This is a genomic window from Gemmobacter sp. 24YEA27, from assembly GCF_030052995.1.
In the GTDB taxonomy this organism is placed as follows: domain Bacteria; phylum Pseudomonadota; class Alphaproteobacteria; order Rhodobacterales; family Rhodobacteraceae; genus Pseudogemmobacter.
In genome coordinates this window covers 2,563,241-2,585,662 of sequence record NZ_JASJPW010000001.1, presented here as the reverse complement: position 1 = coordinate 2,585,662, position 22,422 = coordinate 2,563,241, and the positions used below count along the sequence as shown (strand labels likewise).

22 protein-coding genes are annotated in these 22,422 nt (G+C 64.2%); 16 read left to right on the top strand and 6 right to left on the bottom strand.

Annotated elements, in window-relative coordinates:
* Positions 1 to 44 precede the first annotated feature (44 nt).
* Complete coding sequence (locus QNO18_RS12930; protein ID WP_283177988.1) at positions 45 to 1,718, bottom strand: SbmA/BacA-like family transporter; 1,674 nt, start codon at positions 1,716 to 1,718, stop codon at positions 45 to 47.
* A gap of 306 nt (positions 1,719 to 2,024) precedes the next feature.
* On the opposite strand from QNO18_RS12930, the gene QNO18_RS12925 reads away from it, so the two are divergent.
* A complete protein-coding gene (locus QNO18_RS12925; RefSeq protein ID WP_283177987.1) occupies positions 2,025 to 2,786 on the top strand; it encodes a pyridoxamine 5'-phosphate oxidase family protein in 762 nt (253 codons plus the stop codon).
* Positions 2,787 to 2,869: 83 nt separating this feature from the next.
* Here the strand turns inward: QNO18_RS12925 and QNO18_RS12920 are convergent, their stop codons facing one another.
* Together QNO18_RS12920 and efp are read right to left on the bottom strand one after the other, a co-directional pair.
* Positions 2,870 to 3,667 carry an alpha/beta hydrolase gene (locus QNO18_RS12920; RefSeq protein WP_283177986.1) on the bottom strand — a complete coding sequence of 266 codons (798 nt, stop codon included), beginning with the start codon at positions 3,665 to 3,667 and terminating at the stop codon, positions 2,870 to 2,872.
* A gap of 277 nt (positions 3,668 to 3,944) precedes the next feature.
* Positions 3,945 to 4,511, bottom strand: coding sequence for an elongation factor P (gene efp, locus QNO18_RS12915; RefSeq protein WP_198836773.1), 567 nt, complete (start codon positions 4,509 to 4,511; stop codon positions 3,945 to 3,947).
* A 113-nt stretch (positions 4,512 to 4,624) separates the two neighbouring features.
* On the opposite strand from efp, the gene epmA reads away from it, so the two are divergent.
* The 8 genes from epmA to msrA all read left to right on the top strand — a co-directional run bounded on the left by epmA (position 4,625) and on the right by msrA (position 15,074).
* Positions 4,625 to 5,683 (top strand): EF-P lysine aminoacylase EpmA, encoded by a 1,059-nt coding sequence (gene epmA / locus QNO18_RS12910; RefSeq protein ID WP_283177985.1) that lies wholly within the window; start codon positions 4,625 to 4,627, stop codon positions 5,681 to 5,683.
* Between the two features lie 178 nt (positions 5,684 to 5,861).
* The gene (gene obgE / locus QNO18_RS12905) at positions 5,862 to 6,887 is read left to right on the top strand and encodes a GTPase ObgE (protein WP_283177984.1); all 1,026 of its coding nucleotides are present in this window, start codon (positions 5,862 to 5,864) and stop codon (positions 6,885 to 6,887) included.
* 17 nt (positions 6,888 to 6,904) lie between these two features.
* Positions 6,905 to 8,017 carry a glutamate 5-kinase gene (gene proB, locus QNO18_RS12900; RefSeq protein WP_283178799.1) on the top strand — a complete coding sequence of 371 codons (1,113 nt, stop codon included), beginning with the start codon at positions 6,905 to 6,907 and terminating at the stop codon, positions 8,015 to 8,017.
* Between the two features lie 101 nt (positions 8,018 to 8,118).
* On the top strand, positions 8,119 to 9,378 hold the full coding sequence (locus tag QNO18_RS12895) for a glutamate-5-semialdehyde dehydrogenase (RefSeq protein WP_283177983.1): 1,260 nt from the start codon (positions 8,119 to 8,121) through the stop codon (positions 9,376 to 9,378).
* A 157-nt stretch (positions 9,379 to 9,535) separates the two neighbouring features.
* The gene (locus QNO18_RS12890) at positions 9,536 to 10,828 is read left to right on the top strand and encodes a DUF3422 domain-containing protein (RefSeq protein WP_283177982.1); all 1,293 of its coding nucleotides are present in this window, start codon (positions 9,536 to 9,538) and stop codon (positions 10,826 to 10,828) included.
* 1,105 nt (positions 10,829 to 11,933) lie between these two features.
* The gene (locus QNO18_RS12885) at positions 11,934 to 13,277 is read left to right on the top strand and encodes an FAD-binding oxidoreductase (RefSeq protein ID WP_283177981.1); all 1,344 of its coding nucleotides are present in this window, start codon (positions 11,934 to 11,936) and stop codon (positions 13,275 to 13,277) included.
* A 97-nt stretch (positions 13,278 to 13,374) separates the two neighbouring features.
* Complete coding sequence (locus tag QNO18_RS12880) at positions 13,375 to 14,541, top strand: M20 aminoacylase family protein (protein WP_283177980.1); 1,167 nt, start codon at positions 13,375 to 13,377, stop codon at positions 14,539 to 14,541.
* A gap of 26 nt (positions 14,542 to 14,567) precedes the next feature.
* Positions 14,568 to 15,074: a peptide-methionine (S)-S-oxide reductase MsrA gene (gene msrA / locus QNO18_RS12875; RefSeq protein WP_283177979.1), complete on the top strand. Its 507-nt coding sequence runs from the start codon at positions 14,568 to 14,570 to the stop codon at positions 15,072 to 15,074.
* 12 nt (positions 15,075 to 15,086) lie between these two features.
* On the opposite strand, the gene QNO18_RS12870 is transcribed toward msrA, so the two are convergent.
* Both QNO18_RS12870 and QNO18_RS12865 read right to left on the bottom strand, forming a co-directional pair.
* On the bottom strand, positions 15,087 to 15,854 hold the full coding sequence (locus QNO18_RS12870; RefSeq protein ID WP_283177978.1) for an RES family NAD+ phosphorylase: 768 nt from the start codon (positions 15,852 to 15,854) through the stop codon (positions 15,087 to 15,089).
* Complete coding sequence (locus tag QNO18_RS12865; protein ID WP_283177977.1) at positions 15,814 to 16,197, bottom strand: antitoxin Xre/MbcA/ParS toxin-binding domain-containing protein; 384 nt, start codon at positions 16,195 to 16,197, stop codon at positions 15,814 to 15,816. The genes QNO18_RS12870 and QNO18_RS12865 overlap by 41 nt, the downstream gene beginning before the upstream one ends.
* 142 nt (positions 16,198 to 16,339) lie before the next feature.
* Between QNO18_RS12865 and QNO18_RS12860 the strand changes: the two genes are divergently transcribed.
* The 7 genes from QNO18_RS12860 to QNO18_RS12830 all read left to right on the top strand — a co-directional run bounded on the left by QNO18_RS12860 (position 16,340) and on the right by QNO18_RS12830 (position 21,306).
* Positions 16,340 to 16,822: a helix-turn-helix domain-containing protein gene (locus tag QNO18_RS12860; protein WP_283177976.1), complete on the top strand. Its 483-nt coding sequence runs from the start codon at positions 16,340 to 16,342 to the stop codon at positions 16,820 to 16,822.
* 206 nt (positions 16,823 to 17,028) lie between these two features.
* Positions 17,029 to 17,655, top strand: a complete 627-nt coding sequence (locus QNO18_RS12855; protein WP_283177975.1) for an alpha/beta hydrolase — start codon at positions 17,029 to 17,031, stop codon at positions 17,653 to 17,655.
* Positions 17,652 to 17,840 carry a hypothetical protein gene (locus QNO18_RS12850; protein WP_283177974.1) on the top strand — a complete coding sequence of 63 codons (189 nt, stop codon included), beginning with the start codon at positions 17,652 to 17,654 and terminating at the stop codon, positions 17,838 to 17,840. The genes QNO18_RS12855 and QNO18_RS12850 overlap by 4 nt, the downstream gene beginning before the upstream one ends.
* 135 nt (positions 17,841 to 17,975) lie before the next feature.
* Entirely contained in the window at positions 17,976 to 18,185 is a 210-nt protein-coding gene (locus QNO18_RS12845) for a hypothetical protein (RefSeq protein ID WP_283177973.1), read from the top strand.
* A 354-nt stretch (positions 18,186 to 18,539) separates the two neighbouring features.
* Positions 18,540 to 19,364, top strand: a complete 825-nt coding sequence (locus QNO18_RS12840) for a L,D-transpeptidase (RefSeq protein WP_283177972.1) — start codon at positions 18,540 to 18,542, stop codon at positions 19,362 to 19,364.
* A gap of 7 nt (positions 19,365 to 19,371) precedes the next feature.
* On the top strand, positions 19,372 to 20,004 hold the full coding sequence (locus QNO18_RS12835) for a thioredoxin domain-containing protein (RefSeq protein WP_283177971.1): 633 nt from the start codon (positions 19,372 to 19,374) through the stop codon (positions 20,002 to 20,004).
* A gap of 228 nt (positions 20,005 to 20,232) precedes the next feature.
* Positions 20,233 to 21,306, top strand: coding sequence for an AbrB family transcriptional regulator (locus tag QNO18_RS12830; protein WP_283177970.1), 1,074 nt, complete (start codon positions 20,233 to 20,235; stop codon positions 21,304 to 21,306).
* Positions 21,307 to 21,312: 6 nt separating this feature from the next.
* Here QNO18_RS12830 and QNO18_RS12825 read toward each other — a convergent pair whose 3' ends face one another.
* Positions 21,313 to 22,356, bottom strand: coding sequence for a cytochrome-c peroxidase (locus QNO18_RS12825; RefSeq protein ID WP_283177969.1), 1,044 nt, complete (start codon positions 22,354 to 22,356; stop codon positions 21,313 to 21,315).
* Between the last annotated feature and the right edge of the window lie 66 nt (positions 22,357 to 22,422).

Here is a 22,422-nt window from a genome sequence, read left to right as displayed (position 1 = left end):
GGGCCGGCCCTGTCATGTGGGGCCGGCCTTTTCATAGGCTGGTATCAGCCCAGCGTCAGGCGCTGACAGGTTCCAAGCGCCTTTGGCTCATCATGTGAGACACAAAGGATCGTCGCCTCCGGCAGATCACGGGTCAACAGCGCCAGCATCTCGTCGGCCGCCGCCGCATCGAGCGCGCTGGTCGCCTCGTCCAGGATGATAAAACCGGGCCGCGCCAGCAAAAGCCGCGCAAAGCCGAGCCGCTGTCGCTCGCCCCCGGAAAGGGTCTTGAGGGGCGTATCGGGGGAAACAGCGCCAAGCCCGGTCAGGCGCAGCGCGGCCTCGATCTGCAAAGGATCGCATTCCGCCGGGTCCAGCGGGTAGCAGGCGGCGGCGGCGAGGCTTTCGGGGAAGAGGCGCGGCTCTTGCGACAGCACGGTCGGGGCATGGGCCGGCAGCCCGATTTGGCCCTCGCCATAGGGCCAGAGGCCGGTGATCGCGGCGACAAGCGTGCTTTTGCCCTGGCCGGACGCCCCCGTGATCCAGAGCCGTTCGCCGGGCGCAAGGATCAGATCCGGAACCGGTGCCAGCGCCCGTCCCTCAGGGGTGAAAAGACGCAGCCCGCGCAGCTGCAGCCCGCCATCCTCTGTTGCGGCGCGGGTGATCGCCTGGGGTGGTTCCGGGCGCAGTTCTGGCCGCGCCGCTGCGGCGAAAAGGCCATCGAGACGCTCGGATACGGCCACGAACTGCGCCAGATCGCGGTAGGAAAAGATGAACCAGCTCAGCGTTGTGACGACATTCGAGAAGGCCGCCGCAAGCTGCATCAGCCCGCCAAGCGTCACCGCCCCCGCGAAATAGGCCGGCAGGGCAAAGAATGTCGGCACCCGCAGCACGGTCTGGAAATAGCTGCGTGAGAAAAGGCCAAAGATGAATTCGCGCCGGATCAGCTGGTTCCAGTTGACACGCAAGGCGCCGAAAAGCCGCAAGAGCCGCCGCGTCTCAGCCGCTTCGCCCCCCGATTGCGCGATGGGGCTGGCCTCTTCCCGCAGCTGCACCAGGGCATGGCGGAAATCGGCCTCGCGCTTTTCCTGAGTAAAAAGCAGGGTCTTCAGTGGCCTTCCAAGGAAATGCGTCGCAAGCGAGGATATGGCCACATAGAGAAAGGCAAGGATCACCATATATCTATGAATTTCAATATCATGTCCGTCGATGCTGAAGCTGAGAGTAAAGTCTGAAAGGGTCCAGAGCAGGGTGACATAAGAGACCAGCGCCACGATGTTCGAGATCAGATCGAGGGTCTCAATCAGGAGTTTCTCGGAGAAAATCCGGCAATCCTCGGCCACGCGCTGGTCAGGGTTGTCGACCGGCACTGCCGAAAATCCCGGCCTGAGATACCAATAGGCCCGGCGCCCGACCCAGAGGTCGAGGGCGCGCGCGGTCAGCCGGCTGCGCAGCCGCATCAAAAGCCGTTTGCGCAGCCATTCTCCGATAAGGAAAATCGCAACCGAAGTCATGGTGAGCGCGAAGAACACCCCGATCTGATGCATCGCCTCGGCGGCGTTCATCTGTTCGAGTGCATCGAAAAAGGCCTTGTTCCAGGCGATGGTCCGGAGCGAGATCCAGACGCCGAAAAATTGCAGCCCCAGAACGATGGAATAGGTGAAAAGGGCAATCGACGTCCCCGGGCCGGAGAGCGCGATTCTTGTCAGCCGCCAGATGCGGCCTGCGAGCTGTCTCATATCTGTCCGCTTTATATGCGCGCCGCAGGTCTCAACGATGGCGCGGAAGGGCGTCAGCGCGAGAGGATGCGGATCTGTTGCAGGGGCCGCTCGGGGCTCGCGCTTATGTCACGGTCACGGGGCCTTCTTCTCAGGAAGGGCCCGCCCGGACCGGCTGGCGGCAAGGGACTGTCCTTGCGCTAGCAATTTGTCGCAGGGGTCGCAATATGGTCTTTCGCATGCAGGGCGGGCTGGCTATCGTCCGCCGCGCCGTAGCCCGAGTTCCAGCCAGCGGATTTGTGACCAAAGGCTATCCGGAGACCTCCCATGCCAAGCATAGACGCCGCCATCACTCCGCGTGATATCGAGATCAACCCGGGTGCAGCTGCGGAATTCGATCCGCGTGGGGCGGGCCAGGTGCTTTTGCACGAAAGCCGCAATGCCGCGCTCTCGACGCTGGATCCCGGCGGTTTTCCTTATGGTGTGGTGACCAATATCCTGCCCGATTACGATGGAAGCCCGGTGTTTTTCACCGCGCGGCTGGCGCTGCATGCAAGAAATATCGCAGCCGATGACCGGGTCTCGCTGGCGCTGGCAGGGTTTGACAGGCCGGACGCGCTGACGCAGCCGAGGATGACACTTGTGGGTCATGCAAAGCGGGTCGGGCCGGAGCGGATGGAGGCCTTGAGCGCGCGCTACGCGGCGCGGTTCCCGAAAGCAAAGCTCTATCTGCAACTCCCCGATGCGGCGCTGTTCCGGATCGAGGTTCTGGGCGTCACTGTCGGCGGCGGTCCAGGGCGCAATGCCTCGGATATCGGGTTCGACGCCTATCGCATTGATCTTGCCGGGGCAGAGGGGCTGATCGCGGCTGAGGGCGCGGTTCTGGCAGAGCTGAATGCCGCACCGGCACGACTGGGCGAGATGGCTGTTGGCGCCGGGGCGGCGGCGGGGCGCTGGAAGGCGATTGCGCTGGATCCGGCGGGGCTGGTTCTGGCCTCGGGCGAGCGGCTTTTGCGGCTCGACCTGCCGGAGCGGGTGGTGACGGCAGAGGGTTTTATGGCCGCAGCCGCGCGGATGGCCGGCGGCTGACCGGCGGGGCAGATCGAGGGTGAGGGGGCAGCTTCCTGACCCCGGGCCCCCTGACCCCGGGAGTGTTCAGATCAGCAGGAAGATCACAGCGCGAGAAGGGTATTCGTGAGCGCGGATTCCGGATCGGCGAGGGCGTCGGACACGTTCAGGTGGTGTTTGCCCGGGGCAGCGGACCAGGGGCAGGACCATTCCTCCGAGAGGATACGGGCCTGTGCGAGGAAGGCGGGGCGCTCCTCTGCGCCGACATGGATATGGGCGGAGATGCCGGGGGCGAGCCTCAGGCGCGCGGGGCTTTCGCGGGCGGCCTCATCCGCGGTGATCCGCAGCGTTTCGTTCATTTTCGTGGCCATCAGGGGGCCAAGTTCGCTGAGGGGCGAGATCGGGACGGTGCGGGCGATGGGCAAGGCAAGATCGGTGCAGGCAAGACGTGCCGCCAGATGTCCGCCGGCGGAATGACCGGTTGCGATGATCGGGCCGGGATGGTCTTGCACGATCAGCCGGGTGAGATGGGCCATCTCCTGCACCATCTGCGTGAGGCTTGCATCGGGGGCGAGGCTGTAGGACGGCATGACGACACGCCAGCCATGCGCGAGCGGGCCGGCGGCGAGATGCGACCAGCTCTCGCGGCCAAAGGCCATCCAGTACCCGCCATGAATGAAGAGGACGCTCCCCCGGGCCGCGCCTTCCGGTTCGAAGAGATCATAGACCTGGCGTGACCCGGTGCCATAGGGCAGATCAGGGCGCGCACGGGCGCCGAGACCGTCCCGGAAAGCAAGGGCCATTTCTGTCCAGCGGGCGGGGAAGAGCGCGGCATCTGCGATAAAGGCGCCATTGGCATAGTCACGGTCAGGATCAGGCCAGGCATAGGGCGGGCGCGTCATTCAGCTCATCCTCTCTGGGTCTCTGCCCGTAAACGGGCGAATGGCCCTTCCTGAGGTATAGACCGGCTCCTGCAGCAGGAACAGAAGATCGTCGGGTCCATGGTCCCGCTGACAAAGGGCCTTATGGCCTGACGCGTCGAGGCCGGGTCGCCCGTCCGGTCGGGGGTGCCGGCAGCCCGGCTCTGCTTCGCGGCGGGGCGCATGAGAAAAGGGGCCGGGCGTCCGGCCCTGCCCCTTTTGGCTGTGGTTTCACCGATGCTCCGGCGCAAGTCCGCGATCAGTCTTTCGCGCGTTCCACATAGGAATTGTCATCGGTATTGATGACGATACGGGTCTCGGCGCCGATATGGGCCGGCACCATCACCCGCAGCCCCGAGGTGGTCATCGCGGGCTTATAGGAGGAAGAGGCGGTCTGGCCTTTGACCACCGGCTCGGTCTCGGCGATTTCGACGGTGATCTTTTGCGGCACTTCGATGGCGATCGGCGCGCCTTCATAGGTCTTGACGTAGCAACGCATGCCTTCGGTCAGATAGACCTTGCTGTCGCCCATGACGTCGGCGGTGACCACGACCTGGTCATAGCTTTCGGGCTGCATGAAATGGAAGCCTTCGCCATCCTCATAGAGGAAGTCGTAATCGCGTTCGTCCACCGTGGCTTTTTCGACCTGGTCGGTGGTTTTCCAGCGTTCCGAGACCTTCACCCCGTCCGAGATGCGGCGCATATCGACGGAGGTCGTGGGGGTGCCTTTGCCGGGACGATAGGTTTCGGCCGAAAGGACGGCGTAGAGCTTGCCGTCCACCTCAACCACATTGCCCTTGCGAAGCGATGACGCGATGACTTTCACGGGTGAATATCCTTTGATATGCGGATGCGCGACCGGGAAGGCTGAAGGCTCCGGCCAGCGATTGCGCTCCGGTTAGCGTATGATGTGTCAGATTTCCAGCAGGAATGGCGAAGATGAGCGGCAGAGACGGTGAAATGCGTGATCCGGGCCAGGGTCAGTGGTGGCAGCCGTCGCGCCATGCGGACCGGCGCCCGGCCTTGCTGGAGCGCAACCGCATCCAGGCGCGGATCAGGTCATGGCTGGCGGAAGAGGGGTTTACCGAGGTTGATCCGGCAGGACTGCAGGTCAGCCCGGGCAATGAGGCGCATCTGCACGCCTTCCGCACCACGGCCATCGGCAATGATGGCGGCCTGCGCGAAATGTATCTGCATACCTCGCCGGAATTTGCGATGAAGCGGCTGCTGGCCGCTGGTGAGACCCGCATTCACGCCTTTTCGCATGTCTGGCGCAATCGCGAGCGCGGGGTTTTGCATGAGCCGGAATTCACCATGCTGGAATGGTACCGGGTGGGCGAGGATTACACCCGGCTGATGGAGGATATCGCGGCCTGGATGCGGCTTGCGCAGCCGGACGGGGTTTTGCGCTTTCGCGACCGGGTCTGTGATCCGGGTCTGCCCTATGAGCGGCTGAGTGTTGCGGAGGCGTTTTCGCGCCATGCCGGGATTGATCTCATGGCGACGATGGATGCGGCGGGCGTCACCGATGCGGCGGCACTGGCTTCGCAGATGGACCGCGCAGGGATCCGCCATATGGCGGGCGAGAGCTGGTCGGATCTGTTCAGCCGGGTGCTCTCGGAGCGGGTCGAGCCGCATCTGGGGCTGGGACGGCTGACGGTGCTTGATCATTATCCGGCCTGCGAGGCGGCGCTGGCACGGCGCGTGCCGGGGGAGGCGCGGCTGGCTGAACGCTTCGAGGTCTATGCCTGCGGGGTGGAGCTGGCCAATGGCTTTGGCGAATTGACCGATCCGGTGGAGCAGCGCGCGCGGTTTGAGGAGGAAATGGCGATCAAGGCGCGGCTTTACGGCGAGACCTATCCGATTGATGAGGATTTTCTGGCAGCGCTGGCTTTGATGCCGGCGGCGGCGGGCTGTGCGCTTGGGTTTGACCGGCTGGTGATGCTGGCTCTGGGGGCGCCAAGGATTGCGGATGTGATCTGGGTGCCTGCCGGGTGACGGGGGACGCCGGGCAAGGGGGCGCTGCCCCCGTCTGCTGATCGCAGACTCCCCCGGGATATTTTCAGACAGAAAATGAACCGGAGCTGCGAGAAAGGGCCGCGTCGCTTGAGGTGGGGGCGCTTCTCCTGTATCGGCTGGGGGAAAGTGCCCTGCGCCCGTTCTGAAAGATGCCCAGATGAAATTCCTCGATCTTGCCAAAGTCTATATCCGCTCGGGCGGCGGCGGTGCGGGCTGTGTCTCGTTCCGGCGCGAGAAGTTCATCGAATTCGGCGGACCGGATGGTGGCGATGGCGGGCGTGGCGGTTCGGTCTGGGCGGTGGCGGTCGAGGGGCTGAACACGCTGATCGACTATCGCTACCAGCAGCATTTCTTTGCCAAGAATGGCCAGCATGGCATGGGCAGCCAGAAGACCGGTAAATCGGGCGATGATATTATCCTGAAAGTGCCGCTGGGGACCGAGATCCTTGACGAGGATGAGGAAACCGTGCTCGCGGATCTGACCGAGCCGGGGCAGCGCGTGCTGCTGGCCCAGGGCGGCAATGGCGGCTGGGGCAATCTGCAGTTCAAATCCTCGACCAACCGCTCTCCGAACCGGGCCAATCCGGGGATTCCCGGGGTGGAGCGGACGATCTGGCTCAGGCTGAAGCTGATCGCCGATGCGGGGCTGGTCGGGCTGCCGAATGCAGGCAAGTCGACATTCCTCGCGGCCGTGTCGAATGCGCGGCCGAAAATCGCGGATTACCCGTTCACGACCCTGGTGCCGAACCTTGGTGTGGTCGGCATTGACGGGCGTGAATTCGTGATGGCCGATATTCCGGGGCTGATCGAGGGGGCGTCAGAAGGGCGCGGGCTTGGCACGCAGTTCCTCGCCCATGTCGAGCGCTGCAAGGTGTTGCTGCATCTGGTGGACGGGACGTCTTCGACCATCACCAAAGATTACCGCACGATTGTGACGGAGCTGGAGGCCTATTCCGAAATCTTAGGCGACAAGCCCCGCATTCTGGCGCTGAACAAGACCGATGCGATGGATGGGAAGCAGATCTCGGATCGCAGGCGGGCGCTGGAAAAAGCGAGCGGCGGCCCGGTCTATGTGATTTCGGGCGCAGCACAGAAGGGGATCACCGAAGTGTTGCGTGCATTGATGGCAGAGATCCGGATGACCGGAGTCGAAGAAGAGGAAAGCGGGCCGTGGCAGCCCTGAGCGACAGAGTGAGCGTTTTGCAGGCGCCCGATATCCGGGCCGCGCGTCGTCTTGTGGTGAAGATCGGTTCGGCCTTGCTGGTCGACCGCGCAAAGGGGCTGCGCCAGGCCTGGCTTTCTGCGCTGGCGCTGGATGTGGCAGAGGCGCGGGTTCGCGGCACCCAGGTGGTGCTGGTGTCTTCGGGCTCGATCGCTTTGGGGCGGATGGTTCTGGGGCTGCCGGCCTCGGGCGAGCTGTCTTTGGAACAGGCCCAGGCGGCGGCGGCGGTCGGGCAGATCCGGCTGGCGCGCGCCTATGAAGAGGTGCTGGCACCGCATGGCATCACCACGGCGCAGATCCTTGTAACACTGGAAGATACCGCCGACCGGCGCCGTTATCTGAACAGCCGCGCGACGATGGAGACGCTGCTGGGGCTTGGCGTTGTGCCGATCGTCAATGAAAATGACACAGTCGCGACCGATGAGATCCGCTTTGGCGACAATGACCGGCTGGCAGCGCAGATCGCGGTGACGGCGGGTGCGGATCAGCTGGTGCTTTTGTCGGATGTGGATGGATTCTATTCCGCCAATCCGAAGGAAGATCCGACGGCGGTGAGGTTCGACCTGGTGGATCACATCACGCCCGCGATCGAGGCGATGGCCGGGGATCCGATCTCCGGGCTCTCGAAGGGGGGCATGAAGACCAAGCTGATGGCGGCGAAGACGGCCGTTGCCGGGGGCTGCGCCATGGCGATCATGGAGGGCTCGCCCTTGCGGCCGCTTAAAGCGCTGGCCGAAGGGGCGAACCGGACCTGGTTCGTGGCCGAGGCCGATCCGCAGGCGGCGCGCAAACGCTGGATCAATGCGATGAAGGAAAAGGGTCGGGTCCGGGTGGATGAGGGCGCGGTGAAGGCGCTGCGTCAGGGCAAGAGCCTGCTCCCTGCCGGGGTGGTCGCGGTTGAGGGGCGGTTCGGGCGCGGGGAGCCGGTGGGGATCATCGGGCCTTCAGGCGAGGCGCTTGGCAAGGGCCTGATCCGCTATACATCTGACGAGGCGCGGGCGATTGCCGGGCATCGCTCGGGCGAGATCGAAGCGATACTGGGCTATCAGGGCCGGGCGGCTTTGGTGCATCGTGATGACATGGTGATGTGAAACCGTGCGGAAAGCCGGGCGGGTCTGACAGCCGGGGGCCGGCCCCCGGACGCCCGGAGTATTTAATCAAGACGAAGGCCTGAAAAGGAAGAGGTGAAGCTATGGATGGTCAGTTTCTGGATCTGATGACACAGATTGGATCGGCTGCGCGTGAGGCGGCGGCGGAACTGGCTTTTGCACCACCAGAGCAGACGACGGCGGCTTTGTTTGCGGCGGCCGATGCGATTGACGCAAGTGTTGATCTGATCCTTGACGCCAATGCGAAGGATATGGATTTCGCTCGCGCGAAAGGGATCTCGCCCGCCATGCTTGACCGGCTGCGGCTGGACGGGGACCGTATCGCAGGGATTGCCGCTGCGCTGCGCGAGGTGGCGCACCAGCCTGATCCGGTGGGCCGTGTTCTTGAGGAATGGGACCGGCCCAACGGGCTGCAGATCCGGCGGGTGGCGACGCCTCTGGGTGTGGTCGGCGTGATCTATGAAAGCCGGCCCAATGTCACGGCGGATGCCGGGGCCCTGTGTCTCAAGGCCGGCAATGCCGTCATTTTGCGCGGCGGCTCCGAGAGCTTCCATTCCTCGGTCGCGATCCATGGTTGTATGGTTCTGGGGCTGAAAAAGGCCGGGCTGCCGGAGGCCGCGATCCAGCTGGTTCCGGTCAGGGACCGCGATATGGTCTCGGCCATGCTCACGGCGGTGGACTATATCGACGTGATCGTGCCGCGGGGCGGCAAGGGGCTGGTGGGCCTGGTGCAGCGCGAGGCGCGGGTGCCGGTTTTTGCGCATCTGGAAGGCATTTGCCATGTCTATGCCGATGGCGCGGCGGATCTGGAAAAGGCGCGGCGGGTGGTGCTGAACGCCAAGACCAGGCGGACCGGGATCTGTGGATCTGCTGAATGCCTGCTGATTGACCGGGCGTTTTATGCGAAACACGGTGCGGTGCTGATCGAGGATCTGGTGAAGGCCGGGGTCGAGGTCAGAACCGAGGGTGACTTGCTGCAGGTCTCTGGTACGGTCGAGGCGCAACCTGATGATTTCGGGCGCGAATTCCTGGATATGATCATCGCGGCCAGACTGGTTGACGGGGTGGACGGCGCGATTGCCCATATTCGCCGCTACGGCTCCAACCACACGGAAGCGGTGCTGACCGAGGATGATGCAGTGGCGGCGCGCTTCTTCCAGCGGCTCGATTCGGCGATCCTGATGCGCAATGCCTCGACCCAGTTTGCCGATGGTGGCGAGTTCGGGATGGGCGGCGAGATCGGAATTGCCACCGGCAAGATGCATGCGCGCGGGCCGGTCGGTGCCGCACAATTGTGCAGCTTTAAATATCTTGTGACCGGCGACGGCACCATTCGCGGCTGAACGGCACGCGACGGGCGCCGAATGGGCGTCAGACTGCCGGAAGGGCCTTGTCTTTACGGCAACATATTGCCCGCATACCCCGGTATGCGGGCTTTGTGCTGGCGGTATCTGTTCCCCCGGGCGTAACCCGGCCTGATCTCAACTTATGAGCGAAGATATGCCTCCTGTGACCGACCATCCGCTCCGCTATGCCACGGTGAATGAGCTCCATGCCCGGCCATTCCCGGCGCTGGATCTGCCCTGCACCGCTGTGATGATGGCGTTCAAGGAGCCGGTGGATGCTGCAGGTCGCGACCGGACCCGCGACCGCGATCATCTGATCGATCTGATAGACCGCAATGGCGGCGCCCATCCGCAACCCGATGCCACGCATTTTTCGGGTCCGATTGGCCGGACCGAGCTGAAATGGGAAAGCCATACCGAATTCGTGACCTATTCGGCCTTTACGCCGGGGGTCTCATCGCGCCCCTTTGATCCGGCCGAGACGGAAGTATTCCCCGAGGATTGGGTGCAGGCGGCGCCGGGCGGGCGGATTGCCTCGGTGCTGATCCGCATCGAGCATATGCCTGCGAGCATGGGTGAGCTTTTCGCCCGCTGCGAGGACTGGTTCGTGCCCGAAAGCCTCGCTTTGTCGAAAGTGGTTGACGGGGCGGCGGTGATCGCCGGAGATTTCCGCATTGATCCGGCGGGCAATATGCGTTTCGCGGTCTTCATCCGCCCCGGCACCGGGCGGCGGCGGATCGGGCGGATCGTGCAGCGTCTGTGCGAGATCGAGGTCTACCGCGCCATGTCGATGCTGGGGCTTTTGCGGGCGCGCGATCTGTCGGGCAAACTCAACCAGCTGGACCCGCGGCTTTCGGCGCTGGTTTCGGGGCTGGATACCACGGGGGGCAAGGGGCCGGCGCCCGAGGCAGCTTTGCATGATCTGTTGTCGATTTCCTCCGAGCTTGAGCGGCTGGCGGTGCGGGTCTCGTTCCGTTTTGGCGCGACCGCCGCCTATGAGGCGATCCTGAACCAGCGCATCCAGGTCTTGCGCGAAGAGCGGCTTGAAGGGCGGCAGACCTTTGGCGAGTTTATGATGCGCCGCTATGATCCGGCGATGCGGACAGTGAAATCGGCCCAGGCGCGGCTGGAAACGCTGTCGACCCGGGCAGAGCGCGCCGCAGAGCTTTTGCGCACCCGCGTCGATGTCGACCGCTCGGCGCAGAACCAGCGGCTGTTGGAAAGCATGGACCGCCGCGCGGATCTGGCGCTCCGGCTGCAACATACGGTCGAGGGGCTTTCGGTGGTGGCGATCAGCTATTACGCGGTCAGCCTTGCGTCTTACGCGCTGTATCCGCTGGGGAAACTCGCGGGGCTGTCGAAAGAGATGATGACGGCGGTGCTGGTTGTGCCGGTGCTTGCGCTGGTCTGGCTGGGCCTGCGCCGGATCCGGAAGAGCTTTCACTGAAACCAGGCTGGTCCGGATAATAGCAGCCGCCCCAGGGGAGCGCCTGCAGGGTCAGGTGTTTTTGCGTGCGATCAGAGCAGGAAATCGCTTTCGATGAGGTTGATCACCCGGGTGAGGTCAAACCGGAACGCCGCAGCTCCATCTGCATTCCAGTCCGCCAGAAGCCTGGTGGTCGATCCAGCCACCTCTTAGCGCAGCCGCATTCCAGTCACCGGTATAGCCACCGCTGCCGAGACATCTGAAGTTCCAGATCTCGAAACTGATCCTGTCGCCCTGGGCGCGTCTGCAATCGTTGCTGAGGTGGGGTCACGCCGTCCATGTTCCAGAACGTGAATGTATCGGCGCCAGGGCCACCGGTGATATCAGCGCCAACACCGTTGCAGATCGTGTCATTCGCGTCGATGCCGATCACTGCTTCCAGTTCATTGATCTTGAACTGGTCACGTTCGGTGGATTCGGTCCTGGCAATATGTAGATTATGAAGAGGCGGAGCCGGCGAAGACCGGCATCGGCGACGGCATGAAGTCTTGTGTTCATGGCCCCCTTTTCTGCACCTGATCGCACGTCTTCGCTGATCTCAGGCATACGGTCTTTGCCTAAAAGCCGCTCGCTGCGCGTTCAGGCGCTTGCGCCTGCTCACCTGAACGCATGGCGTTCGCCTCCCCACATCGATCATCGCCATCTTCGGAATCGCCGCGCATACGCCCGACCGTGCATCATCGGGAAAATACCCCTTCCTCGCTCCACCGCTTCCAGCGAGTACAGAGGGGCTGAGGGCCGTTAGTGTAGGGGAGTTCGGAAAACCAAAACGCATCCGTTTCCTGGCTTCGAAAATCGGTCCTGTGGATAAGCTCTGGGGTCAGTTTCATATGCCGCGCACAAAAAACGACCAGAAAGGGATAAATTCGTCTGGTGCTGCCGGAGGAATTGAAATCTTGTGCGGTTCTGAGGATCGATTGCCGGACCTGCAGATCCGGAACGAAGGCGCATCGCATTTCTCGCCTTTTCTGCAGCCGGCGGATATGCGGAGCAGGGCTCCGGCCCGGGCATTGCCGCAAAGGCGCCCGCCGGAACATCTGGGTCTGGACGCTTGCGGAGAAGCAGAATGAGTTTTCCCATCCACGAAAACAGCCCCGTCCGGTATCGGGGCCGGTTGCCGGCGGTCTGTGATACGGTGGTGATCGGCGGCGGCATCATCGGGGTGATGACCGCGCGGGCGCTGGCCAAAAAGGGCCAGCGCGTGGTTCTGTGTGAAAAGGGGCTGATCGCGGGCGAGCAGTCCAGCCGCAATTGGGGCTGGATCCGCCAGCAGGGGCGCGATCCGGCGGAACTGCCGATCATGATGGAAAGCCTCGCGCTGTGGCGTGAGCTTGCAGTCGAGGCGGGCGGGCAGCTCGGGTTCCGGCAAACCGGTGTCCTGTACCTTGCCAATAAAGAAGGTGACATGGCGGGGTTCCGGTCCTGGCTCGATTCGGTCGCGGGCTCGGGGGTGGACAGCCGGATGCTGAGCGCGCGCGAGGTGGCGGATCTGGTCCCGTCGGCCAAAGCGGGCTGGACCGGCGGGCTCTGGACGGCGTCGGATGCGCGGGCCGAGCCATGGGTTGCGGTGCCGATGCTGGCCGATCTTGCGGTTGAGGCGGGGGTGGTGATCGTTGAGCATTGCGCGGTGCGCTGCCTTGATCTTTCGGCGGGCCGGGTCGCGGGCGTAGTGACCGAGGCCGGGCGCATCGCCTGTGATCAGGTTGTGGTTGCCGCAGGTGCCTGGTCGCGGCTTTTCCTCGGCGCGCATGGCGTCAGGATCCCGCAGCTTTCGGTCCGCGCGACGGTGGCGGCGACCGAGCCTCTCCCGGATCTTTTCCCGGGCGCGGCTGTGGACAGCCATTTCGCCTTTCGCCGCCGCGAGGATGGCGGCTATACGCTCGCCCCCGGTGACCACCAGAATTTCTGGATCGGCCCCGATGCCTTCCGCGAATTCGGCACCTATTGGCCGTTGCTGAAACGCACTTTCGGCCAGACCAGCCTGCAACCGATGGCGCCGAAGGGCTATCCCGATGCCTGGTCGACGCCGCGCTGGCTGAAGGGTGATGTCGAAACCCCGTTCGAGCGGATGCGGATCCTGAACCCCGCGCCTGATCGCAAGGCGCTGGAGCGGCTCCGGACCCGCTTTGCCGAAGCCTTCCCGCAGATCGGCAAGCCGCGCCTGACCGCCAGCTGGGCCGGTATGATCGAGACCATGCCCGATGTCGTCCCGGTGATTGACCGCACCGAAAAGCTGCCGGGCGTTGTGATCGCGACCGGGCTTTGCGGTCATGGTTTCGGCATCGGGCCGGGCATGGGCCGGGTGATCGCCAGCATGATCCTGGGGGAAGACATAGGTCATGACATGAGCCGCTTCCGGCTGTCGCGTTTCACCGACGGATCAAAACTGGTGCCGGGGCCGAGCCTTTAGGCCCGGGCTCCGGTTTTGAGGAACGGCTCCCGCCGCTGCGGCGGGGGCTTGCCCTTCCGCGCGCCGGAGATCAGACTCCGCGCCGAAGGAGACGCCCATGCCCGTCAAGAACCGTTTCGCCGAACTCGCCCCCGAGATCAAAGCCTGGCGCCAGGATTTCCATCGGCACCCCGAGCTGAATTATGACTTGCCGCGCACCGCCGGGCGCGTGGCGGAACTGTGCCGGGCCTTTGGCTGCGACGAGGTGACGGAAGGGGTCGGACGTTCGGGCGTGGTCGCGGTGATCCGGGGGCGCTCGGACAGCGCGGGCCGGGTGGTGGGCTTACGCGCCGATATGGATGCGCTGCCGATCCATGAGAAAACCGGCCTCGATTACGCCTCCGGCACACCCGGGATCATGCATGCCTGCGGCCATGACGGCCATACCGCCATGCTGCTCGGCGCCGCGAAATACCTCGCCGAGACGCGGAATTTCGATGGGTCGGTGGTCTGTATCTTCCAGCCGGCCGAAGAGGGCGGCGGCGGCGGTCTTGCCATGGTCAAAGACGGGCTGATGGAGCGCTGGAACATCCAGGAGGTTTACGGCCTTCATAATATGCCGGGGATCCCGGTTGGCCGTTTCGCGATCCGCCCGGGTGCGATCATGGCGGCGTCGGATGAATTCTCGCTGACCCTGACCGGGCGCGGCGGCCATGCGGCAAAACCGCAGGAGGCGATTGATACCACCGTGGTCGCATCGCATCTGGTGCTGGCACTGCAAAGCATCGTGTCCAGGAACACCGATCCGCTGCAATCGGCAGTGGTCTCGGTCGCGACGATCCACAGCGATTCGACCGCCTATAACGTGCTGGCCGAAGAGGTGGTGATGAAGGGCACCGTGCGCACCCTGGACGAGGGGGTCCGCGCGATGATCGAAGCGCGGCTGCGCCAGATCTGCGCGGGCGTGGCCGCGACCTATGGCGCGACGGTCGAGGTGCATTTCCGCCGCGGCTATCCGGTGACGGTGAACCATGAGGATGGCACCGCCCATGCGGCGGCGGTGGCGCGGGCGATCTCACCCGAAGTTGATGCCGAAACCGCGCCTTTGATGGCGGCAGAAGACTTCTCCTATATGCTGCAGGAGCGCCCGGGTGCCTATATCTTCCTTGGCAATGGCAATAGCGCGCCACTGCACCAGGCCGGGTATAATTTCGACGATGAGGCCGCACCCTTCGGTGCAAGCTGGCTTGCCGGCATGGCCGAGGCGCGGATGCCGGTCGCGTGAAATACGGCGCGTGAAAGGAGACAGAGATGACTGAGGAACGTGCGGTTCTGGCCGGGGGCTGTTTTTGGGGGATGCAGCAGCTGCTCCGCCGTCTGCCGGGGGTGGTGAACACCCGTGTCGGCTATACCGGCGGCGAGGTGCCCAATGCCACCTACCGCAATCATGGCCGCCATGCCGAGGCGATCGAGGTGGTTTTCGACCCCGCCCGGATCAGCTACCGCCAGATCCTTGAGGCATTTTTCCAGATCCATGACCCGACCACCCGCGACCGTCAGGGCAATGACCTTGGCCCGAGCTACCGCTCGGCAATTTATTGGGTGACCGAGGATCAGCGCGAGGTGGCGCTTGAGACGATCAAAGATGTCGATGCCTCCGGCCTCTGGCCTGGCCCGGTGGTGACCGAGGTGGAGCGGGTTTCCGATTTCTGGGAGGCCGAGCCCGAACATCAGGATTATCTGGAGCGTCAGCCGAACGGCTATACCTGTCATTTCCCGCGCCCCGGCTGGGTCTTGCCAAAACGCGCGGCGGAGTGATCGGCGCGGCCTTTACCTGGCGCGGGGGCGGTCCCAGACCATGGCGCTCAGCCGCGGATCGGTGAAGCTTTCCCTCGGAAAATCAATCCCCTGGCGCGGATGTTCGCGCAAGGCCATCGCGCCGGTGGGGCTGAGACGGATGCGCCAGGTCTGGCGGTCCTGGATCCCGGTTGCGGCAAAGGCGCCGCAGCTGAGCACCGCCAGATTGGCGCCGCCCTTCGGGTCGCGCACCGATGTGTAGCGGATGATCTCTGCCCCGGCCTCGCGGGCCGCCTCAGCCAGGCTCTGGCAGGGCGCGTAATCGGTCGGATGGCTCCAGGCCGGGTCGGCCATCGGCGGCGCTGTCAGATCAACCGCCCGCGCGGTCGCGAGTTTGGCCGCAAATGCGGTATATTCCGCCGGTCCGTCGGGAAAGGGCGTCGCCGGGCTCTCGGCGTAAAACAGGAAACGGTAGAACACCATTTCCGCAAGCGCGGTCTGCACTTTTTCGGCGCCATACCAGACGCCCGGCGTCAGCCCGGCGCGACGAAAGCGCGACCCATGCGGGTAGGGGCGATAACGAAAGGGCGTGGCCAGCAGGTAATCAAGCCCCTGACAGGCGGCAGGCATCGGCGGTTTGGTGGTTTCCAGAATCTCTTCCAGCAGCGCCTGTTCCGCAAGGCTGTCCACCAGTTTCAGGGTCGAGACCAGGTGCTGCGCTTCGACCAGCCGCCAGCCGCGCCCCTGAAAGGGCCTGCATTCAGAGCCGAGCGCGGCGGCTGTCCAGATAGGCGCAGACATCAACAAGTCCCTGAACTGAGGTGATCTTTTCCACCGGTGCGGCGCCCAGCGCCTCGTTCGGGGCCGAAATCCAGGCCCGCGCCACCGCCTCATCGCCACCGGTAATCGCATCGAGCGAGCGGTAAAGCCGCACAAGCATCGCCGCGAGTTCAAAGGTCTTGCTGCCTTCCTCGATCCCGGCAGTGCCGCGTTTCAGCCGTGACACACCCGGTTCCGAGAGGCCGGTCACCCGGGCGAATTGCCGCGCCGAAAGACCAAGACGTTCGGCTGCACGCAGGGCGGCTTTGCCAAGCACCTGGCCAGGCGAGGGCTGATCCAGTGCGATATTGGGGAAAGAGATCATCTGAAGGCTCCTTTCAAGTGAAAATATAGGCGCATTTGGTTTCATATGAAAGGGGGTAACCGGCATGTGGTATCGAAACATCGGTCGCAGTTGAAGCAAAGAAAGACAATACCTATAGTTTATAGAGATATTGGAGGCGCAAATGCTCACAATCGGCAAGCTCGGGGACCGCACCGGCGTCAAGGTGCCCACGATCCGCTATTACGAACAGATCGGCCTCTTGCCCGAGGCGGAACGTTCTTCCGGCAATCAGCGCCTCTACAGCCGGGTCGCCGAAGAGCGGCTGCGCTTTATCCGCCATGCGCGCGATCTGGGTTTCCCGCTCGAGGCGATCCGCGATCTGCTTTCGCTTTCCGACCAGCCGGATCAGCCCTGTGCCGCCGCAGACAGTATCGCGCGCACCCAGCTCGGGGCGGTGCGTGAGCGCATTTCGCGGCTGAAAGCGCTGGAACATGAGCTGGAGCGGATGGTCGTTCAATGCGCCCATGGCACGATCAGCGATTGCCGGGTGATCGAGGTTCTGGGCGATCACAGCCTGTGCAACCACGATCACCCCGCGGCGGCGGGAGAGACAGGGCCAGGACCGCGTGAGACGGCTGTCACCGGAAAAATAGCCGGTTTCTAAACGCCTTAGCCAGGAGGTGCGCTTGCCTGTCTAAGGTCTTGCAGGGCCGAAGCACCTGGCCGCTGCCGCTTGAGGGGCAAGGGGGAGGGCCTGCAACCGCACTGACAGAAAGGGAATCCTCTTCCTTTCCTGGAGGCATCTTTAGAATTCTTAATCACGATAAATCATGTAGTTTTTTCTTGTGACCTCGGGAAAGGACCATGGTGATGATCAACACGCTTATCGTTCCGGGCCTTGACGGGTCGGCTGCACCTCATTGGCAACATTGGTGGGCGGCCAGTGACCCTCATGCGCTGACGGTGGATCTCTCGAACCCGCATCGCCCTGTGGCGGCGCTTTGGGAAGTAGAGCTGGCCTCGATGATTATCGCGCATCCCGATTGCGTTCTGGTTGGTCACTCCCTGGGGGCGATTTTGATCGCGCGGCTTTTGACGCAATGGCCGCATCTGCGGGTAGCGGGCGCCTTGCTGGTTGCCCCGGCCGAGACCGCAGGCGCCGACCGTATCGGCCATTTCGGCCCAATCCCGGAACAGGTGCTTGACCTGCCGGTGATCGTCGCGGCCAGCCGCAATGACCCATGGATGGGGTTTTCGCGCGCGGCGCAGCTTTCCCGCGCCTGGGGGGCAGAACTGGTCGATCTCGGCTTTGCGGGCCATGTGAATGCTGAAGCCGGCTTTGGCCCCTGGGAAGAGGGCCGCGTCTTGCGCAACCTTCTCCTTGCCGGGGCACAGACTGATACCACCGCGCCGTCGCGATTTCGCGCGCCTTATGGCTATGGGGCGCCGGACGCGCAGCTGAGCGCAGCCCGGACCAGGACTGGAGGGGCGCTGTGAGCGCGGGGGGCACCTCGCGCGTTACGCCGCGCCGGGGGCAGGAAAGGGCGGCGGTCCTGCTGGCAAGCCTCGCGATGGCGGCTGTGCTGGCGCTGACCCTGACGCCGAAAGATTCGCTCGGCTTCCTCTCCGCCACACCGGCACATGCCTATGACGGCCGGCTGGTTGAGGAACCCGCCCGCTGAGGCAGGGCACCGGTCGCAGGGGCGCGACACACAACCGGAATGCGACGGCGATGCTGTTGCCCGAAAATCAGCCGTGATCCGGCCTCGGATACGGGCATCCGGCGAACCACGGGCATCCAGAGAACGGAGAGACAGATGATCTATAATGGCTTTGATCCGGGCGTGCTGGCGATACTGGCAGGTGAAGACAGGGTGGTGCAGGGCGCAGTGGTGACAGGCGGGGCAGCACAGGAGAGTGACGAAAACGCGCAGGCGACCGCGGGCCCCGGCGACGGCATTCTGATCTGTGTCGCCGCGACGGTCTTGCTGGCAGCGGCGATTCTTCTCAGTGGAATCGGGGGCTGAACAGCGATCCCGACCGCCGTGCAAACCAGCGCGGGTCCGGGTATACATGATCTGGATCTGCGGCCCGACCATAGGTTAAGCGGCTCCCGGGACCTGGATCGCGCGGCGGTTCAACGCGGAATCGGCGCAAGCCATGCCAGTCTTTGGCGGTATTTCACTTTCTCGCGCAGCTGTGTGACGGCGGGGCTTGACCAGGCCCTTCGGATCATGGCGCATGGCCGGATTGGTTCCTCGTGGGCGGTGCTCCGGCATCGCGCCACGGCGGAGGTGTGCAAAGCCGGCGGCAAGCATCCCGCGATCCTGCCAGATCCGGGGCGTGTCTGCTCCTTCCCGCCGGCGGGAAAGGACAGTTTTATGAGCGTTGTGGTCAGTCGTCGTGCGGCTCTTCTGATGACCCTTTCGGGGCTGGTATCGGCCTGTGCGCCAAAGGTGCCCGACTCCGGGTCGCAACCTGATCCTGCCGCCAATGTCCCTCCGGAAATCCTCGCGATGTATGGCGAGCTCGAGGATAACGGGTTCCATATCCCGGCCGTAAACCCGCGCTATCTGATTGCCGAAAACACCCGCACCGAGGTGGATCTTGCGATCACCGAATCCCCCGGCGCGATCATCGTCGATCCCTGGCAGCGCTATCTTTATCTGATCCGGGGCGGCAATCGCGCGCTGCGCTACCGTGTGGCGGTGGGCGATCAGGGCCGGTCCTTCGAGGGCGCGGCGGTCGCGCAATATGACCGGGTCTGGCCGAGCTGGCGGCCGACCGACAATATGATCCGCGAGCGCCCGGATATGTATGCCGCCTATGCCGACGGGTTGCCGGGCGGGCCGCAAAATCCGCTGGGCGCGCGGGCGATCTATCTCTTCCGGGGCGGGCGCGACACCTATTACCGCATCCATGGCACCAATGAGGTCGCCTCGATCGGCCATGCCACTTCGGCGGGCTGTATCCGCATGTACAACCAGGACGCCATTCACCTGGCGGCGAACTATGTCAAAGGCGGCAAGGTGCTTGTGCTGAACCCGGACCAGAGCGCCAGTGCCTTCGGGTCCTATGTGCCCGCAACCACGCCCTATAGCGGTGCCTCGTTCAACCAGCCGGCCAGCCAGCCTGCGACGGCGGATCCGGCCTATGGCTACCCGACCGGCTTCCCTGAAAGCCCCTATACCAGCAGCCTGAACTGAGACAGTGATGAAAAGACGCGATCTGATCAGGGGCTCTCTCGGGAGCTCGCTTGGAGCAATCATGCTGGCGGGGGCGGCATTTCCCGTCCGGGCCGAAGAGATGCTGCCGGGTGCGGCCCCGCGCGAGCTGACGCATGACCCTGATCAGCCGGTGCTGGGCAATCCCGATGGCTCGGTGACCATCGTGGAATACTTTGATTACCAGTGCCCTTTCTGCCGCGACTCGCATCCGGCCCTGCTGGATTATGTGCGCTCTGACGGCGATATCCGTCTGGTGATGAAAGACTGGCCGATCTTTGGCGAGGCCTCCGTGCGCGGTGTGCAGCTTGGCCTCGGCTCGGTGGCACTTGGCCGCTATGCGGAGGTGAATGCCGCGCTGATGGCCGGAAAAGGACGCCGGGTCGATGCATTGCGGATGGATGCGGCGGTACGCGACGCCGGTCTGGATCCGGAGGCCGCCATCGCGAGCTTTGAGCGCGAACGCGACAAATGGGTTGCGCTGATTGACCGTACCATGGCCGAGGCTGATTTCTTCGGCCTGCCCGGCACGCCGGCCTATCTGGTCGGGCTGAACCTCTTTCCACGCGTTACCGAAATCGCGGAACTGCGCGACGCCGTCGCGGCGGTCCGCCGGGGGTAAGCGCTGCGGGAGACCGGCGGGCCGGGGCAGCGCCCCAGCCAGGGTCGGCCAGACGAGGCCGTCAGGACAACACCGGTGCGACAACACGGGCGAGGCGGGCCGCGCGCTCCGTTCCGTCATGACTGCTCTCGACACTGGCGGCGGGATCGGCAAAATGGGCGGGCGCCCGGCACCTGTGATGCGGCGATGCCGCCGGGCCGCAACCTGCTCTGATTTCGGACCTGATCCTTGACCTCCCTCCTGTCCTATCTGCCCGCGCTCGGTCTCGGTACTGCCGGAGGCCTGGTCGCCTGGGGGCTTGGCCTCCCGCTGCCCTGGATGCTTGGCGCGCTTTTTGCCACCATGATCGCCTCGGTCGCCGGGCTGCGGATCCAGGGGCCCAATGCCATCCGCCCTGCGGTCGTGGCGGTGATCGGCGTGCTGCTGGGCTCTCGTTTCGCCCCCGAAGTGCTGGGCCATATGGTCACCTGGATCGGGACGCTGTCGCTTTTGCTGGTCTATCTGCTGGTCGTCGGCCTGATCATTGTGCCCTGGTATCGCTATGCCGGCGGCTATGACTGGCGCACCTCTTTCTTTGCCGGGATGCCGGGCGGGCTGGCCGAGATGATCGAGTTGGCCGAGGCCAAAGGTGGCAAGCCCGAGCCCGTTATCCTTGCCCACAGTCTCAGGATCGTCGTGACCATCTCGCTGATTGCGTTGTGGTTTCGGGTCATCATGGGCCATGATGTCGGTGCGGGGGCGGCAAGTGGCGCGGCTCTGCCGGAATGGCGGGAGGCCGGGCTTTTGCTGGCCGCCGCCATATTCGGGAGCCTGACCGGACGCGCGCTGAACTGGCCGGCGCCGACCTTTCTCGGACCAATGGCGCTTTCGGCGGCGCTGCATCTGAGCGGGATTTCCGAAGCCGCGCCGCCCGCGGTTCTGGTCAATGCGGCCCAGGTGATCCTTGGGACCGTGCTGGGCTGCCGCTTTCGCGGCGTGCCACTTTCGGAACTGCGCAAGGCCGGGGCGCTTAGCATCGGATCAACCGTGCTGGTTTTGGGCGTTGCCCTTGGCTTCAGCCATCTGATGCGCATCCTGTCCGGCACCAGCCCGGAACAGGCCATGCTCGCACTTGCCCCGGGCGGGCTGACCGAGATGGGGCTGATCGCGCTGGCGATCCATGCCGATGTTGCCTTTGTCGCGCTGCATCACGTGGTCAGGATCATCGCGATCATTGTCGCGGCCCCGGTGGTTTTCGCCCTGTTCGAGCGCCGTCTCGCGCCGGGGGGATCCGGGAAGGGCGGATCCGGGGATCCGCCCTGATCTGTCTTATGGCAGGATCGCCGTCAAGGGATGCGGCGTGGTTGCGGTTTCCGCCGGCAGGACCGGCAGCACCACCTGGGGCATGGTGCCGGTCAGACTGTCGAGAAAGGCCACGATCTGCGTGGTCTCCTCGGGGTGCAGCGCTTCGCCAAGCTGGCTTTCGGCCATGATCTCGACCGCCACGCGCAGATCCCAGACCTTGCCGGAATGGAAATAGGGCGCGGTCAAAGCGATGTTGCGCAAGGGGGCGGCGCGGAAGACATATTCGTCATCCACCGTCGCAGTGACCGCGAAGCGTCCCTTGTCATCGGGGGGCAGGATTTCGGCCCCGGGCTTTTCGATCAGGCCGAACGGGTAATAGCCATGCCCGCCGACATTGACGCCCGAATGGCAGGACGCACAGCCCTTCTCCATGAAAAGCTGCAAGCCGGCCAGCTGATCCGCCGTCATCGCCGCATCATCGCCATTGAGCCAGGCATCAAAGGGCGCGGGCGTGATCAGGGTCGCCTCGAACACCTCGATCGCTTTGGCCATATTGTCAAAGCTCAGCGGCTCGGCATCATCAGGAAAAGCCGCGCCGAACCAGGTCACATATTGCGGCATAGACCCCAGCGTGGCGATGACATTGGCGGGCGTATTGGCCATCTCGACGCCGGCCTGGACCGGCCCCTTGGCCTGGGCTGCGAGGTCATCGGCACGCCCGTCCCAGAACTGCGCCTCATTAAGCACCGCATTCAGCACCGTGGGCGCATTGCGTGGCCCTTTTTGCCAGCCATGACCGACCGAGGTTTCCATATTGTCATCCCCGCCGGTGGTCAGGTTATGGCAGCTGTAGCAACTGAACACGCCCGAGGCCGAGAGACGCGGATCGAAAAACAGCGCTTTGCCCAGATCGAGCTTCGCCGGGGTCGAGGGATTGCTTTTGATGGCGGGGACCGTCGAGGGCAAGGCTCTGAAGGTTTCCAGCGCGAGATCGCGCAATGTATCTGCAGAAGCCGCCGTCCCGGACAAAATCGCCGGGACGAGGAGGGAGAGGAGGATTGGTTTCATGCTTGCTCCTGAAGGTTGAGCTGGCGTTCGCGCAGGGCCAGTCTGGGGCCAGGCGCGGGCAGGGCG

Excerpts from the sequence above, each read along its gene's own strand:
- QNO18_RS12930 (WP_283177988.1), bottom strand. The coding sequence starts at position 1,718 with ATGAGACAGCTCGCAGGCCGCATCTGGCGGCTGACAAGAATCGCGCTC.
- QNO18_RS12925 (WP_283177987.1), top strand. The coding sequence starts at position 2,025 with ATGCCAAGCATAGACGCCGCCATCACTCCGCGTGATATCGAGATCAAC.
- QNO18_RS12920 (WP_283177986.1), bottom strand. The coding sequence starts at position 3,667 with ATGACGCGCCCGCCCTATGCCTGGCCTGATCCTGACCGTGACTATGCC.
- epmA (WP_283177985.1), top strand. The coding sequence starts at position 4,625 with ATGAGCGGCAGAGACGGTGAAATGCGTGATCCGGGCCAGGGTCAGTGG.
- obgE (WP_283177984.1), top strand. The coding sequence starts at position 5,862 with ATGAAATTCCTCGATCTTGCCAAAGTCTATATCCGCTCGGGCGGCGGC.
- QNO18_RS12895 (WP_283177983.1), top strand. The coding sequence starts at position 8,119 with ATGGATGGTCAGTTTCTGGATCTGATGACACAGATTGGATCGGCTGCG.
- QNO18_RS12890 (WP_283177982.1), top strand. The coding sequence starts at position 9,536 with ATGCCTCCTGTGACCGACCATCCGCTCCGCTATGCCACGGTGAATGAG.
- QNO18_RS12885 (WP_283177981.1), top strand. The coding sequence starts at position 11,934 with ATGAGTTTTCCCATCCACGAAAACAGCCCCGTCCGGTATCGGGGCCGG.
- QNO18_RS12880 (WP_283177980.1), top strand. The coding sequence starts at position 13,375 with ATGCCCGTCAAGAACCGTTTCGCCGAACTCGCCCCCGAGATCAAAGCC.
- msrA (WP_283177979.1), top strand. The coding sequence starts at position 14,568 with ATGACTGAGGAACGTGCGGTTCTGGCCGGGGGCTGTTTTTGGGGGATG.
- QNO18_RS12870 (WP_283177978.1), bottom strand. The coding sequence starts at position 15,854 with ATGTCTGCGCCTATCTGGACAGCCGCCGCGCTCGGCTCTGAATGCAGG.
- QNO18_RS12865 (WP_283177977.1), bottom strand. The coding sequence starts at position 16,197 with ATGATCTCTTTCCCCAATATCGCACTGGATCAGCCCTCGCCTGGCCAG.
- QNO18_RS12860 (WP_283177976.1), top strand. The coding sequence starts at position 16,340 with ATGCTCACAATCGGCAAGCTCGGGGACCGCACCGGCGTCAAGGTGCCC.
- QNO18_RS12855 (WP_283177975.1), top strand. The coding sequence starts at position 17,029 with ATGATCAACACGCTTATCGTTCCGGGCCTTGACGGGTCGGCTGCACCT.
- QNO18_RS12845 (WP_283177973.1), top strand. The coding sequence starts at position 17,976 with ATGATCTATAATGGCTTTGATCCGGGCGTGCTGGCGATACTGGCAGGT.
- QNO18_RS12840 (WP_283177972.1), top strand. The coding sequence starts at position 18,540 with ATGAGCGTTGTGGTCAGTCGTCGTGCGGCTCTTCTGATGACCCTTTCG.
- QNO18_RS12835 (WP_283177971.1), top strand. The coding sequence starts at position 19,372 with ATGAAAAGACGCGATCTGATCAGGGGCTCTCTCGGGAGCTCGCTTGGA.
- QNO18_RS12825 (WP_283177969.1), bottom strand. The coding sequence starts at position 22,356 with ATGAAACCAATCCTCCTCTCCCTCCTCGTCCCGGCGATTTTGTCCGGG.